The sequence below is a fragment of the Anabaena sp. AL93 genome, from assembly GCF_001672085.1.
Classification (GTDB): Bacteria; Cyanobacteriota; Cyanobacteriia; order Cyanobacteriales; family Nostocaceae; genus Dolichospermum; species Dolichospermum heterosporum.
Genome location: NZ_LJOU01000015.1, coordinates 51,474 through 69,251, shown reverse-complemented (window position 1 = coordinate 69,251; position 17,778 = coordinate 51,474). Strand labels below are relative to the sequence as shown.

Genomic DNA, 17,778 nt, shown 5'->3' with positions numbered 1-17,778 from the left:
CAACGAACTCAAAACCAAATCTGCATAACCTGTCCTTATGTCCCACGACAATTTCAGAGATTTGATTCTGGGCAACTTGAGTCATTAATTTAAGAAAGTTTTTCCGCTTCCAGTTCATGCCACTAGCAACATCCTTGACGACTCGACATCCTGGGTAAGTTTTGCCTAAAAATTCTATTTGTGTGTCAAGGTCTAACAACTGGGTTTTTGTGCTGACACGGGCGTAAAGAACCCGCTCTTTATCCGTTGGAACTGTTTTGATAAAGGCTGACTCTGGATATCTCCGGTGTCCCCCAGGGAAATACATTCTATTTTCCCTAAGTCAGCCCATTCTGCCGTCGTCTTAGGGTGATAGCCAAATTGTTTGTAAACTTGTTCTGGGGTTAGGTATTTCATCTTTCGGTTAAATACGATTAACCCCAGTATACTACGTTATTTTGAGATTAGAGAGTATGGCTGGGAAGAATAGGTCAGATTCTCTCATTGTTGTTTGAGCAATTTTATTAATAGGCGTTGCTGAATCGAGGTATGAAATTCCCAAATTGAATCTTTAAAACTCTTACCTCAGTGCGTCTTTGCGCCTTTACGTGAGACTAAAATTCATACCCTTAATCAGCAACGCCTATTAATAAATATTAAGTAGATCAGTAAGAGGGTTAAAAGAATTAAAATAAAAAGAGAAAAAAAGCACAACAGCGACCCAAAAAGCTAACGCAAAACCCCAGTAAAACAGGGAACAATCCCAGGAATGGCATAACATTTCCCTGTTTCTTGATAATTTCAGCTAAACTGTTCCTCAGCGTCCAAATTAAATAACATTTGCAGAGTTTGCATACATCGTCTTCTAGCTTCCACATCTTGCTGGGCGCGTAATTGCACCATCGGATCATGCAAAATCTTATTGACTATTCCTCTTGTCAAAGCCTCAATTACCTCTTGATGCTTTTCGCCAAATTCTGAACCCAAACGAGATAAAGCCTTTTCTAATTCCTGTTCGCGGATAGTTTCTATTTTATTGCGTAAAGAACTAATAGTAGATACAGTTTCTAAACTCCGCCACCAAATATCAAAAGCTTCAACTTCTTCATCTAAAATCTTCTCAGCTTCCTGTGCCATTTGGCGGCGGCTTTCATAATTTTGCGCCACAACTGCTTTCAAATCATCAACATTAAAAGCCTTGACATTGCCCAAATCATTGACATCTGCATCCACATTCCGGGGGACAGAAATATCAAATATCATCAATTTTTGACTGGGTTCTAACACTGTTTCTAACTTCACCCGATCTAAAATGGGTTCAGTTGAAGACGTGCTAGTAAATACCATGTCACTAGCGGCAATAACTGACATCATTTCTGGCAGGAGATGGATTTGAATAGGTTGTGCTGGGAACAACTTCGCCAACTCTTCAGCCCTGCTGCGGGAACGATTAACAATACTAATTTGAGTTGCACCTTTAGAAATTAGGTGTTGTACAAGTAACCGGGACATTTTCCCAGCGCCGAGAATAGACACACGATTTGTAGATAAATTTTCTACTTTCATCTGTGCCAATTCCACAGCAGCCGAACTGATAGAAACTGCACCAGTCCCAATACTGGTTTCGGTGCGAACCCGTTTACCCGCCGTTAAAGCTTGTTTAAATAAGCGATTTAAAATGGTTTTGATGCCATTAAATTGTTGTCCCAGTTTGTGGGTATTTTTAACTTGAGCGAGAATTTGACCTTCACCCAAAACCAGACTATCCAAACCACCGGCAACCCGTAAAATATGGGTGACAGCATCAACATGGAGCAACATAAATAGATGATGCCGTAAAGACATAATCGGCAGCTTGCTATGTTCTGAAAGGAACTGAGTCACTTCATGAATACCCTGGGTAGTTTCCTGACTAACAATATAAATTTCTAAGCGGTTACAAGTGCTGAGAATAGCAACTTCATCAACATGAGGATAACTGAGAAGTTGGGCGATCGCTCTTTCGATTTGAGGTTCAGGAATACTTAATTTTTCTCTAACTTCGACTGGGGCCGTTTTATGGCTTAACCCCACCACTGCAATATTCATTTCTTAAATAGATAATTGGTTAGGTGTCAGTTGTTCGTTGTCAGTTGTCAGTTGTCAGTTGTCAGTTGTTAGTAGACTATCAATAACTGATTGACGGATATAAATTGACCAAAAACTATAAAACACAAAGTTTTTAGATTTTCACAACCTGTCAACAGATTTTGGATTAACTCCACCAAACAAGTGTGGACATTGAGGATTTTAGATTGGTGTTAGGGAAGCGTACGCAGCGAGTATTTTTGATTAATTCCGCCCTGGAGGGGCGGGTAACCTGTACCGAAAATTCCCAATCCAAAATCTAAAATCCAAAATCTCAGATTTTTCGGTCAAATTTACTTTGACAGACCACTAATAACAAGGGACTAATGACCACTGACTACTGACTTAATTACTAACGCAGTTGGATATTCTTAGGTTCGTCCCACAAGTGAACTGTATCCACAAACCGAGCGGTTTTGGATTGACTAGAAATAACCAAGCTTTGGGTTCTAGCACCACCGTGGAAGAAGCGCACACCATCCATCAAAGTTCCAGGAGTAATACCGCAACCAGCAAATAGCACTGTTTCACCAGAAGCTAATTCATTAGCGTTATAAACTCTGTCTCCGTCAGTAATACCCATTTCATTTAAACGGGCTAGATTACCTTCTCTGCTTTCACCAATTAAGCCAGTTTGGACAACTTCTGGATCATAGATTAATTGTCCTTGGAAGTGTCCACCCAAGCAGCGTAAAGCCGCAGCAGAAATTACACCTTCGGGTGCAGCACCAATACCCATCAAAGCATGAATATTAGTACCAGAGAAAGCGCAACAGATAGCAGCAGAAACGTCACCATCACTAATCAGTCTAACTCTTGCGCCAGCGGTGCGGATTTCTTGAATGAGTTCTTTGTGACGGGGACGATCCATCACTACTACTACCAATTCTTCCACAGCCCGGTTTAAGCACTCAGAAAGAATTTTCAGGTTTTCTGTAGCAGACTTATTGATATCAACATGACCTCTAGCGGCTGCTGGTGCTGCGAGTTTCTTCATGTAGAAGTCAGGAGCAGCAAATAAACCGCCCTTTTCAGAAATTGCCAAAACTGCCATTGAGCCATTTTGACCATAAGCAACTAGGTTAGTACCTTCGCAAGGGTCAACAGCAATATCAATTTCTACAAGCTCATTAACATTACAGAAATTTGCCGCATCAGGTCTGGTGCAAATACCAACTTCTTCGCCAATGTAAAGCATAGGAGCTTCGTCCCGTTCACCTTCACCGATAACGATGCGACCACGCATATGGATTTTGTTCATCCGTTCACGCATCGCTTCCACTGCTACTTGGTCAGCAATGTTCTTTTCGCCCTTACCCATCCACTTAGAAGAAGCGATCGCCGCTTGCTCAACTACTTCTATAATCTCTAACCCAAGTGTATTTTCCACGAGTATCCCCTTTAAATTACTTTTCTTAGCGTCGTTTTCTTAGCTATTTCAGTTTTTAAGTTTACCAAAGTGCGGATACATATTAGAAAAAAGTCTGGAATAGCAACTATGTTAAGTTTTGCATCTAAGGCAACTCCGACAGTATCAATACAAATGTATTAATGCAGTTGGGGCAGAAATTACAGCAATAATTGAGTAAATGCGCCTAGCGAGTTAAAATAGATTTGGTGACAGCCTCTTGTACTGTTCCTTACGAGGCTTTTATGGCAGCAAATCTCAAACAAATAGCCAAGTATCTAGATAATCTTGGTTGGGACTACCGTATTGATGAAAAAGAAGACCGGATTATTACAGGTGTTGAAGCGGAAAATATCGAAGATTTTCTGATAGTTGTCCAACTGGACGAGGAAGGAAAATTTTTTCGGCTGTTTGCACCCCACGTTTTAGCGGAAGTAAAAGACCATCCCCATAAAGATGCTATCCTCCAGACGATGCTGGCTATTTCCTGGGAAACCAAAATGCTGCAATGGGAATATGATCCATCCGATGGTGAAATCCGCGCTATCATCGAATTTCCCCTGGAAGACTCCATGCTCACCGAGAGACAATTTAACCGTTGTCTGAGCGGATTAATCCAAATTGTGGATACCATTGCCCTACCGCGTTTGCAAGAGGTAATGGAAACAGGAGAAGATCCGGGCAATCTAGACTTAGGAGAAAGATTATTGTTGAGTATTCAAGAACAAGCTCCTGGATTATTAGAACTCCTAGAAAAAGCTATGGAAGCGCGGAAAAAACGCGGTAGTTTTGCCGATGATTAAGGCGAATAACTACTGAAATCGCTAGACTGCAAAGTGATAACCTGATCATATACTGAAATTTTGTAAGGCGGGATTTTTATGACATCCTATGCAACCTCCTCTGCTAAAGCAGAAATGAGTGAACTCCGGCGGTTAAAAAGCTTGTTACCCCCAGAATTGCAAAGTTGGGTAACAGTTGAAGGCACAATAGAGGTTAATCCATCCCTGATTCGTTGTGAAGAAATTGGCAAAGACCAAGTAGAAATTCAAATTGACTTGGTAAAGTGGGATGCTCTCGCAATGGATCAGCGCAATTTGCTGTTTTGGCACGAAGTTGCTCGCATTCAAAATGACACAATTCCCAAAGATGGTTGGGAAATGGCAGCACTAGCTATTGGTTTGGGTGGTGCTGTAGGTGAGTTGTGGGTACAAGATGGATTATTGCTAGTATTAGCTATGGCGCTCTGTGGCGTGTCCGGTTGGCGATTATATCAAAAAAATAATGGTGGTAAACAAGTTAAAGAATTGCTGGATGCGGACGAAAAAGCGATCGCTCTAGCAACCCGCTTTGGTTATAGTTTACCTAACGCCTATAAAAGTCTTGGTAGTGCCTTAAAAACTTTGGTGGAAAACACTCCTAGTAAACGTCAGCGTTCTCGATATGAAGCCAGACTTTCTGCTCTCAAACGGAGCGCCAACAAAGCTAAAACTAAATCGAGGAATGAGGATTCTGGTCTGTAAAATCTTCATAGCTAGTAGACAACGGCGTAAATAAACCAACCATTCTCAATCACCCAAAAGCCTATCTCGTACTCGTTTTGACTTTTGACTTTTGACTTCCGCTCTGCGGTACCAGTGGGTTGGGTGTTGCCCACCCCACAAGGATATAGATTTATGTTCCTGACTTCTTCACGCCATATTAAAACTTTATCAAACTTTCTTATTTCGCTCATCAAAAATTTTTAAATAATCTAATCGCTGCAATATTTTATAATTTAGAAAGTCACAGATTACAAAAATACCGGAATCCCATCATTCACCTTCGCAACTAATAAAACTGCCCATTCTAACTTTTTAACAACTGTACTTTGGAAGACAATTATTTTTACAAATACCTCTAATTTAGTGTTAGAGACAAGTTATATAGCGATATGGACTTTTTGTAAAATACATTGAGGAAATCAAAAATCTCTAGACACAGGGTTTTCATGCTCTTGATTGTATCACATCCGATTTCTTTTCCCTTTGGGGAAATTCTAAATACATACCTACGGAGTTTAAATAGATCCGACATATTCACAACAGCAAAAACTTTATAAATTGCTGTTATTGTGAAGCTTTATTGGTGATATTTTTCTAATCTTTAAAAATCTACCAACTTGTGCTTCATCAGACAGATTAAAGGTAAGGTTAATTGTTTTTCTAAAGCAAAATAACGTTGAGAAAATTAGATTATATATGGCAACTAAAGTCCAGAGTTTTATGAGTAGCCAACCCATATCAGTAGATTTTTCAGTGACTTATTTAGAAGATGCAGCAATCTTGCAAGTTCCAGTGAGGTTAACTGTACTTGAAGCTGTCAATTTTAAACAAACTTGCCAAAACTTAATTCAAGCGGATGTACCACCTGGACAAATTTTCATTGATTTTCAAAATACTACTTTTATGGACAGTAGTGGTTTAGGTTCTTTAGTCAGTAACTTTAAAAATTCTCAAGAAAAGGGAATTCAAGTCACATTGCGTCATGTGACACCCCAAGTCATGGCCGTTTTAAATCTGACGGGACTAGATCAGGTGTTTCCCATTGAGTCTCTTTACAATCTCACATTAATAGCAACAGATAATTTAACAGATGCCGGAAAAAATAATTATCGCAAAGTAGATCCACTTCCCCAAACTCATCACTCCGTAGCATCTTGGATGAAACGGGCTATTGATATTGTAGGATCATTGGTGGGATTAGTAATTACATCTGTTTTATTTATTCCCATAGCGATCGCCATTCAAATTGATGATCCCGGTCCGATTTTATTTCAGCAAACCCGTTGTGGCTGGATGGGTAAGCGGTTTGCAATTTGGAAATTTCGCTCTATGTGTGTAGATGCCGAAGCCAGAAAATCCCAAATCAAAAACCAAGCCGAAGGTGCTTTCTTTAAAAACGACAATGATCCCCGAATTACTAAAGTAGGTAAATTTTTACGCCGTACCAGTCTCGATGAACTACCTCAATTTTGGAATGTTCTCAAAGGGGAAATGAGTTTAGTCGGGACTCGACCACCTACACCTGATGAAGTAGAACGCTACGAAGTCCCAGAATGGCAACGTTTGGACGTTAAACCGGGCATGACTGGTGAATGGCAAGTTAACGGTCGCTCTAAAGTGCGGAGTTTTGAAGATGTGATTCGTTTAGATTTACAGTATCAGCAAAATTGGACTTTAGTTTACGATTTAAAGTTAATTTTCAAAACCATTGCCATTTTGTTTAATAAAAACAGTGGGGCTGTTTAGATTATCTACTCCTAAACTAAATTTACAAATTTATCTATGTAATTTACCCAAGTCATCAATCGGCTTGGGCTTATTTTTATGAAAGGGAACAGGAAGCAACAGAGAACAGGAAAACTCAGCCGCTTCCAAGGGGCAGTGTTGCCACCAATCCAGAAAAATATGGCTTTGCAGCTAATTTGTCTCTTTTTTTCCGCCTTCCCCGTTCCCCTTGTTCAGGAAGTAATCAACTGTAGAATATGTTACTATTTAGAGAAAACCTATTCATACAATTGCAGTTCAGATATTTGTAAGCAAGTTGAATAAGTATTTGCTTCCATGAAAACATACATGAGGTTTAATGACTGAATCTTTAAGAGGGAATTTCCCATTGACAAAAAACGCTGTGAGCAAACCTAAAACTGACACAGAAGCTACAAGCAAAAATTTAGCTTTAACCATTGCTGAGGCGGCTTTAGACCGCAAGGCTGTAGAAATCGTCCTGCTTGATGTGGCAGAAATTTCTTACCTGTCCGATTACTTTGTGATGATGACTGGTTACTCTAAAGTACAAGTAAGAGCGATCGCTGACGCAATTGCCGGACAAGTAGAAATTGACTGGCAACGACGACCCCTCAGAACCGAAGGAAAAGCCGAGGGAACTTGGGTACTCCAAGATTATGGTGATGTTATCGTCCATATCATGATGCCAAGGGAACGGGAGTTTTATAATTTAGAAGCGTTCTGGGGACACGCGGAACGTATTCCACTACCAAACTCCGATAATGTTGGGGGTTAACCAATATGATGCGATCCTCCCTGGCGAATTGCCCAGTTCCTACGGAACAACAACCGCTGAATGAGTACGAAGAGCTAAAAAATGCTTGGCTATTTCGAGATAGCACCCTAAGTTGGGGTAACTACACCAAAAAAATGTTTTGGATTTGGGCTTGGTCTTGGTTAATAGCCGGACCTGTGGCAGCAGCCAGCTTTCCTCCCCAAAAGCAGATTTTTAATTTTCTTCTTTGTGGATCTGGTGCTGCTAGTGTAACTGTAGTGCTAGTATTGGTACGGTTATATTTAGGTTGGTTCTATGTGCGCGATCGCCTTTACAGTCCCACCGTATTTTATGAAGAATCTGGTTGGTACGACGGACAAACCTGGACAAAACCCCAAGAAGTCATGAGCCGCGATCGCCTAATTGTTACCTACGAAATCAAACCCATTTTCCAACGCTTGCAAATTACCCTTGCCGCCTTGGCTCTAATGTATCTTATTGGTACTATAGTTTGGCATTTCTTGTAAATACTTATTAGTCATTGGTCATTAAGTAATTGGACAAAAATATTTACAGTCATTGCGAGCGAAGGGAAGCAATCACAACCCTGGCAATTGCTTCATTTCACTTCGTTCCATATGGCTAACGCCACGGAGCGCTAACGCAATGACATTGTGTAATTAATTCTGTCTCACTACTTAGTCATTGGTAAAACAACTGACAACTGACAACCGACAACCGACAACTGACAACTGACAATTCACAAAATAGATATAAACCCATGACAATGGGAAAACGAACTCAAGCCGCAGCACTGGAAGTCCGGTTGCTGCGTGAAGGTATTATCGAATCTCGGCATATAGTCCAGGCTGTAGTTAGTGATGACCGGGGACGGGTACTTTCCGTTGCTGGTAACGCTGAAACCGCCGCATTTGTCCGTTCTGCCCTCAAACCATTTCAAGCCCTGGCTGTCACCAGCACAGGCACAATGGAACGCTATGGTTTGAGCGATCGAGACTTAGCAATCATCACCAGTTCCCACAAAGGCAGCATGGAACAGGTGAGACAGGTATTTAACATTCTGTGGCGGGCAGATATTGACATCAACTCCCTGCACTGCCCAATCCCTAAAGACAAGCGTAGCTCTCTAGAATATAACTGCTCTGGTAAACACGCGGGAATGTTAGCTGTTTGTCAGCAACGCCATTGGCCATTAACTAACTATTTGGATCGTAAACACCCAGTCCAACAGTTAATTATTACTAAAATAGCCGAATTGTTGCGAATGCCAGCGGAAGAATTTCTCACCGCCCATGATGACTGCGGCGCACCTACCTATCTCATGCAACTCAGTCAAATGGCATCACTATATGCTGTTTTATCTTCCAGCAATAGCGTAGACATGGAACGCATTGTCCGCGCCATGAACCATCACCCCACAATGATAGCAGGTGAAGGGGAATTTGATACAGAATTAATGCGTCTCACTCCTGGTGAACTGGTTAGTAAGTCTGGGGCAGAAGGAGTACAGTGTATAGGCAGACTTGGTGAAGGCATGGGATTAGCTATTAAAGTTATGGATGGCTCAAAACGCGCCAAATATGCCGTAGCTATTCACATCCTCCAACAAATGGGTTGGATTACTCCCAGCGTTGCCCAAAGTCTGTCTGAGAAATTTATGAACCTGGGGAAATACAAGCGTTTGGAAGTAATTGGAGAATTATCGCTTTTGTAGTTGACAAACTTTTGACTTCGCGCTATATTAAAGGAGTCGAGAGAAAAGCGACACAAGCGACGCGGGATAGAGCAGCCTGGTAGCTCGTCGGGCTCATAACCCGAAGGTCAGTGGTTCAAATCCACTTCCCGCCACCAAATTGAAAAACGAATCCCTGTAATCTTCCAAGGTTGCAGGGATTTGTTTTATAAGGGAAACGCCGAAAACCCTTGAAGATGTAGCTGACTTAGGACATCTATCCCGCAAAGAACTCAACTCGTCTCATTCCCAGTCTCTGACTGGGAATGAATTCTAGAACTAGAAGGCTCTGCCTTCAATGATATTAGAGGCAGAGCCTCATCAACTGCATTCCTAGTCAGAGACTAGGAACGAGATGTGGTAGGGATTTGAGCTTAAGTTGACACTAATGAAGCTCTTGCTCTACCCCTACAAATCTAATTTTGTCGTGATTTTATATAGGGTTTGCTGAAAAAGTTGTCTGTGAGGGCAGGGAACAGGGAACAGTTTTAACTGTCTGGATATCCTCAATTTTCCAAATCTGAGAAAGAAAAATGCACCTATTTTGAGACACCATTAGCCAAAACCTGGCACTTTTTTGTGGTAAAAATCCGCGAAACCCTTTGTTAATAAATGGTTTTAGCTTTATTCAGCAAGCCCTATATAAAGTCTATGTCCCAACCATTTTGAGTATATAAGCCAGTACCGCAGGGTGAAATTAAAAATTCAGAAAAGTGTCCCAGATTAGGTGAAGCCTAACTCCTGACTTCTGCTATAGCTTTTCTCCTGTTAGCTATTGAGTGAAAGCGAACTTTATCCTAAAATAATCTAGTAGGAATTTGGTGAAGCGGTTTATTTTACTTGCCTCTTCTCTACTGAAAATGAATCAAAAGCAGTTAAAAGGAAGATAAGTCACCTGTGAGTAGCTCCTAAAGAAAAGCTAACAGCTTGATATTGGATGCTCAAAAAGGTAGGTTAGATGTTTTGAGTATCTTAAGAGTATGATGAAAAGTATGAAAGCTGAACATATTGATTTTCCAGTGCTACACTCAGAATTATTCTTACGTCATCGTCTACAGGTAGTAGAGGAATTGTGGGAGTCGGTGCTGCGTCAAGAATGCGGTCAAGAAATGGTGGATCTTTTGCGCCAATTGCGGGACTTATGTTCTCCAGAGGGACAAGCCACGAATGACTTAGCTGCCTCGGCTGTAGAATTAATTGAACAATTGAATATCAATGAAGCGATTCGTGCGGCGCGTGCCTTTGCGTTGTATTTTCAGTTGATTAATATTATTGAGCAGGAATATGAGCAAAAGCAGCAATTAAACCGCTATAGTGGAGAAACTGATGAGGAGGTTTTTCCCAGTATAATTTATTCTACGAACCAAAGAGAAGAAGAATTGCCTATTACTAAGGAAATAGGTAGTGATTTAATGACATCGGAAACTCCGCAAAAAGGGACTTTCGCGGCTTTATTTCCCCTGTTATTTAAGTTGAATGTTCCACCCCAACAAATTCAACGTCTAATTTCTCAACTGGATATCCGCTTAGTTTTCACTGCACACCCGACGGAAATTGTCCGTCATACTATCCGGGATAAACAGCGTCAGGTGGTTCATCTTTTGCAAAAATTAGATGAAGCCCAAAATCGCGCTGGTAGCTATCCTTGGGAAACTTTGGAAGTCAAGGAAAGATTACTGGAAGAAATTCGCCTGTGGTGGCGCACTGATGAGTTACATCAGTTTAAACCAACGGTTTTGGATGAAGTAGATTATGCTCTTCACTACTTTCAAGAAGTGTTGTTTGATGGTATTACGCAACTATACAAACGCTTCAAATATTCTTTGGGCGAAACTTTTCCCTGGTTACAACCACCAACGACAAATTTTTGCTCTTTTGGTTCTTGGGTAGGTTCAGACCGAGATGGTAATCCTTCGGTGACACCGGAAGTAACTTGGAAAACCGCTTGTTATCAACGAAAAATGGTGTTAGAGCGGTATATTAAGTCAGTTAAAGAGTTAGTGTCTTTATTGAGTGTATCTATGCACTGGAGTGATGTACTACCAGATTTGCTAGAGTCTTTGGAGTTGGATCAATCACAGTTAAGTGGGGTGTATGATGATTTAGCATTGCGTTTCCGCCAAGAACCTTATCGTCTGAAGTTATCTTACATTCTCAAGCGGTTGGAAAATACCCGCGATCGCAATTTGGCTTTATATAATCGGGAAACGCCAAACAATGAAGATGCACCTATGTACCGAACGGGTGCGGAATTTTTAACAGAATTGTTGTTAATTCAACGCAATTTAACAGAAACAGGTTTAAGTTGTCGAGAATTGGAAAATCTGATTTGTCAAGTGGAAATATTTGACTTTAATCTGACTCAATTAGATATTCGTCAAGAATCATCCCGTCATGCTGATGCTATCAATGAGATTCTCGAATATTTGCAACTGTTACCCCAGTCCTACAACGAATTATCAGAAGCACAAAGAATCGCTTGGTTAACTTCAGAATTGCAAACTCGTCGGCCATTGATTCCCGCTGAATTACCATTTTCGGAAAAAACCAATGATGTGATTGAAACCTTCCGAATTTTGCGATCGCTACAACAAGAATTTGGCATTAAAATCTGTCAAACTTATATTATTAGTATGTGCCGCGAAGTTAGCGACGTACTAGAAGTTTTACTCTTAGCCAAAGAATCGAGTTTATTTGATCCTGTAGTTGCAGTGGGGACAATTCGTATCGTTCCTCTATTTGAAACAGTAGAAGATTTACAACGTTCTAGAGGCGTAATGCGGGAACTGTTTGAACTGCCTTTATATCGGGCAATGCTGGCTGGTGGCTACGCCGCAATTAATAACAGTGAAAAACAAGCACCTCCATCTATTTCTACTCTAAATCCTAACTTACAAGAAGTAATGTTGGGCTATTCCGATAGTAATAAAGATTCTGGTTTTTTAAGCAGTAACTGGGAAATTCATAAAGCTCAAAAATCACTTCAGAAAATCGCCGAAAGTTACGGTGTAAATCTGCGGATTTTCCACGGACGAGGCGGTTCTGTGGGACGTGGTGGCGGTCCTGCTCATGAAGCGATTTTAGCCCAACCAGGTCATAGTATTAGTGGCAGGATTAAAATTACCGAACAAGGGGAAGTCTTAGCTTCTAAATATTCCTTGTTAGATTTGGCTTTGTATCACCTAGAAACTATCACCACAGCCGTAATTCAAGCCAGTTTACTAGGAACAGGGTTTGATGACATTGAACCTTGGAATGAGATCATGGAAGAATTATCTCATGCGTCGCGTCAACACTATCGTAACCTAATTTATGAACAACCTGATTTCATTGACTTCTTCCACCAAGTCACCCCCATTGAAGAAATCAGCCAATTGCAAATTAGTTCTCGTCCAGCCCGTCGTCCATCTGGTAAAAAAGATTTAAGTAGTCTGCGAGCGATTCCTTGGGTATTTAGTTGGACACAAACTCGGTTTTTATTACCTTCTTGGTATGGAATTGGCACAGCCTTACAAGAATTTTTAGACGCAGAACCAGAACAACATTTGAAATTACTTCGCTATTTTTACCTCAAATGGCCATTCTTTAAAATGGTGATTTCTAAAGCCGAAATGACATTAGCAAAAGTAGACATGGAAATGGCACGTCACTATGTTGATGAATTGTCTAACCCAGAAGACAAACCTCGATTTGAGACAGTTTTTGCCCAAATTTCCAGCGAATTCTTTCTGACCAGAGATTTAGTTTTAAAAATCACTGGACACCAAAAACTATTAGATGGTGATCCAGTATTGCAACGTTCTGTACAATTAAGAAATGGAACAATTGTGCCTTTAGGATTTATCCAAGTTTCCCTATTAAAACGCCTTCGTCAATCAAAAAATGCCCCCACAACCGGAGTAATTCACTCTCGTTATAGCAAAGGAGAATTACTCCGAGGAGCATTATTAACCATCAACGGAATTGCTGCCGGCATGAGAAATACAGGCTGATAAAAACCAAAAAGCAAAAGGCGTAATTTCTTCCTTTGCGCCTTTGCTCCTTTGCGCCTTTGCGCGAAACAAAAATATGATCAAAAAACGCATTCTTATTTGTACCTTTTTGGCACTTTCCTCTGGTTTTTTTACTGCTTTAATAGCTGGACAAATCACCGTAATGCAACATAGCCAAAAATGTCAAAACCAAGCTTGGGGATTTAAACAAATGTGTAGTGCTTTAGTGACTCCGGGTGCAAGTTGGCAAGGTAGCACTGCGGGACTGTGGACAGGGACAATTTTAGGGGCATTTGTGGGTGGGTTGATTACTCGTAAATCTAGTGATTGGTAATTGGAGATATGGGTTTTTTTACACTTCTGGTTCTACTCCTAAAGCGCGTAATTGGGCGATGAGACGATCGCTTTTTTCTTTTTCACTTTCAGCCCGTTGGCGTTCATATTCAGCCTGTTGGCGTTCATTTTCAGCCCGTTGGCGTTCATATTCGGCTGTTTCATGACCATCAAGTAACAAATTACCATCTAAATCCCACCAACGTAGCCAAGGTAACTCCATATTTTGATATGTTCCTTGCCAAATACCTAATTCTACGCCCATAGGTGTAATCGGATAATGACCTCGTTGATTTGGTGGCAATAAATGATATTGTCCTTCCATGAGATGATATACTTCCACGCTGGCTTTACTAACTTCATAAATGCCGTAAAAGGCAGGTTTAATCACTTGTTCATAAATCCAAAGTTTCCCCTGCCAAGGTGTTTTGTCTCTTTCTTCTGTGCCATTTCCTGATACAAATTCTAAAGCAATTAATGGAGAAATAAATTCTTGCCAAAGCACATAGGAACGTCGGACTTTACCATCTAATAATGGTGGCACATGAGGAACATAAAACCAATCGGGAGCTTCTGCACCTCGTTCTGGTGGTTCAGTTATTCGCCAATAAATACCGCTATCTTGACCTATAGCATATTGTCCATCAGCGTGGAGTTTTTGTAATACTGGAATGATAGATTGAGTTAGTAGAATGCTTTGAGGATGTTCCTGAAAATTCTTCACAAATTGTCCGTTAGATTCTGGTAGTTGAGTATGATCTGGGAGGCTGGTTTGTGTATAGGGAGGATCTGCGGTAAAGGTCATGATGTCCTCGTGTTTTATAAGGTTTATTGTAGTTAAGAATTTAAGAGGATGTTTGAAAAGTGGTATTCCGTAATTTTCATCACATTGCTACCCCCCTTAGTCCCCCCTTGTAAAGGGGGGAAACAATAAAAATCCAGTTCCCTCCCCTTTACAAGGGGAGGGTTAGGGTGGGGTAAAAAATATTTGATACATCAACCATAACTTTTCAAACACCCTCTAAGACTCCTAACTTCTGAGATTAAGTAGGATGACAATGAACAAATTATAACAATAATTTACAGATACCTGAACTTACCTGAATTATACTGTACACAGTGCATTATCCTTCATCTTGTTAAGAATGAACAGTAATTCATCTATGTCGGTAGAGCCAAAACAAGAACTCTTGTTTTTGTCATCAGAGATGGGAAACGGAAATATATTGCCAAAACAAAGCCAATTTGGCGATAAAACTCCAAATAATTGTCAGGATTTTTGGCAATTATGGGACCTACATCAAGGTTATCTTTACAACTGTTGTTTAAAATGGCTCAACGGTAATTACCATGATACAGAAGATGTAGTCAATCAGGTAATGCTTAAAGCTTGGACTCAATGGACACAATCTACAAATGACATTGAACATCCTAAATCGTGGTTAGCTCAAATTACTTATAACTATTGCATTGATGTCTATCGAAAACGTCAACGAGAAGTTGCAAAAGTTGATAATATTGACGACATTCAATTTGCAGATCATCCAATACTTACTTCTAATTTACAACCTCCTGAATCCTGGCTTTTAAATCTGGAAATGGCGGCATATCTCAAGTATAAAATTGCATCTTTACCTGATAGATTGCGCTATCCTTTGATTTTACGTTGTTGTCAAAACAAATCCTATCCAGATATTGCTAAACAACTCACCATTCCTGAAGAGAACGTTCGTAAACGTATTCAAAAAGCGCGAAAGATTCTAAAACAGCAGTTAAAGAAGTATTTTGCGGGGGAAAATAACACTGCTTTTGATTCCCTCTCACCATTAAACACGGTGATTCCAATGGTAGAAGAATTAGAATCTGAGCAAATATGGAATCATGATGAGGAATCATCAATACCCACAAAAACTCAACAGCAAGAAATTAACTATAAAGTAACTTTAATATGTCTGGAAGCCTTACCGCATCATTGGTACAATTCACAGATTCATCTGGTATAAAGATGAATGCTCAGTTATTTATAGAGGAAAAATCAGCCAGACAACAGCAGAAAATTATCACTTTAAACAAGTACATTGAAAAATATCCTCAAGGATGGAAAAAAAGATTAGAATTAGCTGATTTGCTTTACGAAACAGGAAACTGGTCACAAGCCATTATCGAATATAATCAAGTAATTGAGCGAGAATCTCAACTACTTGATGTGCATCTGCAATTGGGGAAAATATTGCAGTTAATGGGACAAAAAAAAGAGGCTTTACAAGTATATGATACAGCCCTATTTTTGTCTGAAAATCCGGGAACTCAGCATCATATACAAGGATTGATGGCAGTTTGCGAAGGTGACAATGAAAAAGCTCTCACAGCTTTTAATTTAGCCATAAATTCAGAACCTGATCAAGTATTTCACCGACTGGCTTTGTCACAGGTATATCAAAATGTAGAAAATCCCCTGGGTATTCTCCGCAGCCTAGAGCCGGTTTTAGCAATTAATCCAGATGATGTTATGTCCCTGATTTACAGCTATGATGCCCTGATGGTGGTGGGGGATATGCAAACGGCAAAAGAGAGGTTTAACAGCCTTATAGCCCTAGCTGGTGATGATTTTCGGGTAATACAACGACAAATTGATCAACGTTTGCTGGCGAGAATGGTATCCGGTGAAGAGGGGAAAATCACTAAAAAAATGATTACCTCCTTACTAGGAACAATTCCCCATAGTGTTGAAGTCCATAAATCCTTAGCCTACTATCACATTCTACGAGGGGATTGGGCGCAAGGGGTGGAGGTATTAGCCAAATTTACCACAGAATCCCCCGATTATCCTTATGGTTGGTATTATTATGGGCTGAGTTTATTCCACACAGGGAAATACCAGCAAGGGGCAGAAATGATGGGGAAAGCGTATTATCTGTATCCCCATGACCGGAAAATTTATCAGGGTTTGTGTGAAATTTTACCCCTTGCACCTGATCCAGAGAAGAGTAAAACGATTCTTGCTTCCATAGTGGAGGAGATGTTAACGCGCTTTCCTGAATGCTGGAGTATGTGGACAACTGCGGGGCGGGTATTGGTGGAAAATTTCCCAGACATTGAACGGGGTTGTCAGGTTTCCGAACAGGGAACAAAACTACAACCCCAGTTAGCTGATGCTTGGTTGCGTCATGGCCAGGTGTTGATTTTGGCTCGTAAACATCGGGAAGCCCTGGAAGCCTTAAAAAGTAGCTGCTCAAGGATGTCAGGAATTGAAGTTATTTAACCCAGCCATGGCTGATTACTGGTTAGGGAGGGTGATGTTTCGCTTGGGGGATAAGTCGGGGGCTAGACGGGCTTATACAGGGGCTTTGAGTCAGCAGTTATTGTATCCGGTGCGTGGGGAGGTGGAGGGAATTTTGGAGAAGGTTAAAAGGTAAGAGGGGTAAGGGTTATGGCGATTTAGTCCAGTTTTTTTGGGAAAAAATTTGTCCGTAACTCGGAAAATTCACAAATGGGGGGAGTAAAACGTCTAAATAGTGTGGGAAGAAACCACGGAATTAAATTCAACTCATCAAGGATTTTTGAAGATGAAATCTGCAACTAGAGTTTTTGCTGCTTTTCTATTGGCTATAACCATCGCCTTCGGTGGTTTTTCTGGCAATGCCCATGCTCAAGTGGGCGCTAACGTCAATGTTCCAATTGATGTTAATCAAACCGTAGATCAAGTTTTACAGAACGTCACCTCGACACAGAAATTCCAAATGGTGATAATTAATAAAACTGGAAATACTCTTACCCGTGCGGGTGCTTACAATAGTCTAGGAAATTGGGCTCTTGGTAATGTTCCTTCATTAACGGCTCAATATAGAGATTGGACAGAGAGTGGTGCTGGGTATTTTGTCTTTGCTTCTAACTATGCAGTTGGAAATACTGGAAAATATTTCCAACTTGGAGCTTCATGGCCTCCCGTAGGAAGAAGAAAAATTAATCTCTGTAACATAAATAGCCCTGGCAACGGTCCTGCAGAAAAATGTTGGGACGTCATGTCAGATGCTGATGACAAAAATGTGAGAAATGGTGAATTCTCTGGTAGAGCGCAGATGGGCAATAAAGGTGGCAAAGTTCAGTGGATATATGAAGTGAGATAACTTGATCTAATTGAC

Annotated in this window: 16 protein-coding genes and 1 tRNA gene; 13 read left to right on the top strand and 4 right to left on the bottom strand. The window is 40.6% G+C overall.

What is annotated here, in order from left to right; genetic code table 11:
• The 3 genes from AN486_RS05880 to glpX form a co-directional block, all read right to left on the bottom strand.
• The coding region (locus tag AN486_RS05880; RefSeq protein WP_290599589.1) for a recombinase family protein at positions 1-307 on the bottom strand (307 nt) is incomplete at its 3' end.
• 473 nt (positions 308-780) lie between these two features.
• Positions 781-2,067, bottom strand: a complete 1,287-nt coding sequence (locus AN486_RS05875) for a glutamyl-tRNA reductase (RefSeq protein WP_053539956.1) — start codon at positions 2,065-2,067, stop codon at positions 781-783.
• A 391-nt stretch (positions 2,068-2,458) separates the two neighbouring features.
• Positions 2,459-3,496, bottom strand: a complete 1,038-nt coding sequence (glpX, locus tag AN486_RS05870) for a class II fructose-bisphosphatase (protein ID WP_027404080.1) — start codon at positions 3,494-3,496, stop codon at positions 2,459-2,461.
• Between the two features lie 263 nt (positions 3,497-3,759).
• On the opposite strand from glpX, the gene AN486_RS05865 reads away from it, so the two are divergent.
• The 9 genes from AN486_RS05865 (at position 3,760) to AN486_RS05825 (ending at position 13,637) form a co-directional block, all read left to right on the top strand.
• A complete protein-coding gene (locus tag AN486_RS05865; protein ID WP_290599593.1) occupies positions 3,760-4,317 on the top strand; it encodes a hypothetical protein in 558 nt (185 codons plus the stop codon).
• A 78-nt stretch (positions 4,318-4,395) separates the two neighbouring features.
• A complete protein-coding gene (locus tag AN486_RS05860) occupies positions 4,396-5,037 on the top strand; it encodes a DUF3318 domain-containing protein (RefSeq protein ID WP_039200635.1) in 642 nt (213 codons plus the stop codon).
• Positions 5,038-5,754: 717 nt separating this feature from the next.
• Positions 5,755-6,804 carry a sugar transferase gene (locus AN486_RS05855; RefSeq protein WP_053539955.1) on the top strand — a complete coding sequence of 350 codons (1,050 nt, stop codon included), beginning with the start codon at positions 5,755-5,757 and terminating at the stop codon, positions 6,802-6,804.
• 337 nt (positions 6,805-7,141) lie between these two features.
• Positions 7,142-7,579: a ribosome silencing factor gene (gene rsfS / locus AN486_RS05850; protein WP_027404076.1), complete on the top strand. Its 438-nt coding sequence runs from the start codon at positions 7,142-7,144 to the stop codon at positions 7,577-7,579.
• A 5-nt stretch (positions 7,580-7,584) separates the two neighbouring features.
• On the top strand, positions 7,585-8,085 hold the full coding sequence (locus AN486_RS05845) for a CGLD27 family protein (RefSeq protein WP_168635328.1): 501 nt from the start codon (positions 7,585-7,587) through the stop codon (positions 8,083-8,085).
• A 254-nt stretch (positions 8,086-8,339) separates the two neighbouring features.
• On the top strand, positions 8,340-9,293 hold the full coding sequence (locus tag AN486_RS05840) for an asparaginase (RefSeq protein ID WP_027404074.1): 954 nt from the start codon (positions 8,340-8,342) through the stop codon (positions 9,291-9,293).
• A gap of 60 nt (positions 9,294-9,353) precedes the next feature.
• Positions 9,354-9,430: transfer RNA gene (locus AN486_RS05835), tRNA-Met, on the top strand.
• An 864-nt stretch (positions 9,431-10,294) separates the two neighbouring features.
• Positions 10,295-13,303, top strand: a complete 3,009-nt coding sequence (gene ppc / locus AN486_RS05830; protein WP_290599592.1) for a phosphoenolpyruvate carboxylase — start codon at positions 10,295-10,297, stop codon at positions 13,301-13,303.
• A 76-nt stretch (positions 13,304-13,379) separates the two neighbouring features.
• Entirely contained in the window at positions 13,380-13,637 is a 258-nt protein-coding gene (locus tag AN486_RS05825; protein WP_015078792.1) for a hypothetical protein, read from the top strand.
• 18 nt (positions 13,638-13,655) lie between these two features.
• Here the strand turns inward: AN486_RS05825 and AN486_RS05820 are convergent, their stop codons facing one another.
• Positions 13,656-14,441 carry a Uma2 family endonuclease gene (locus AN486_RS05820; protein ID WP_290599580.1) on the bottom strand — a complete coding sequence of 262 codons (786 nt, stop codon included), beginning with the start codon at positions 14,439-14,441 and terminating at the stop codon, positions 13,656-13,658.
• Positions 14,442-14,781: 340 nt separating this feature from the next.
• Here AN486_RS05820 and AN486_RS05815 point away from each other — a divergent pair, with 340 nt between their 5' ends.
• The 4 genes from AN486_RS05815 to AN486_RS05800 all read left to right on the top strand — a co-directional run bounded on the left by AN486_RS05815 (position 14,782) and on the right by AN486_RS05800 (position 17,763).
• Entirely contained in the window at positions 14,782-15,639 is an 858-nt protein-coding gene (locus AN486_RS05815; protein WP_290599579.1) for a sigma-70 family RNA polymerase sigma factor, read from the top strand.
• Positions 15,585-16,898, top strand: coding sequence for a tetratricopeptide repeat protein (locus AN486_RS05810; protein ID WP_290599578.1), 1,314 nt, complete (start codon positions 15,585-15,587; stop codon positions 16,896-16,898). Before AN486_RS05815 ends, AN486_RS05810 begins: the two co-directional genes overlap by 55 nt.
• A 7-nt stretch (positions 16,899-16,905) precedes the next feature.
• Positions 16,906-17,052, top strand: coding sequence for a hypothetical protein (locus tag AN486_RS05805; protein ID WP_290599577.1), 147 nt, complete (start codon positions 16,906-16,908; stop codon positions 17,050-17,052).
• Positions 17,053-17,202: 150 nt separating this feature from the next.
• A complete protein-coding gene (locus tag AN486_RS05800) occupies positions 17,203-17,763 on the top strand; it encodes a hypothetical protein (protein WP_290599576.1) in 561 nt (186 codons plus the stop codon).
• Positions 17,764-17,778 lie beyond the last annotated feature (15 nt).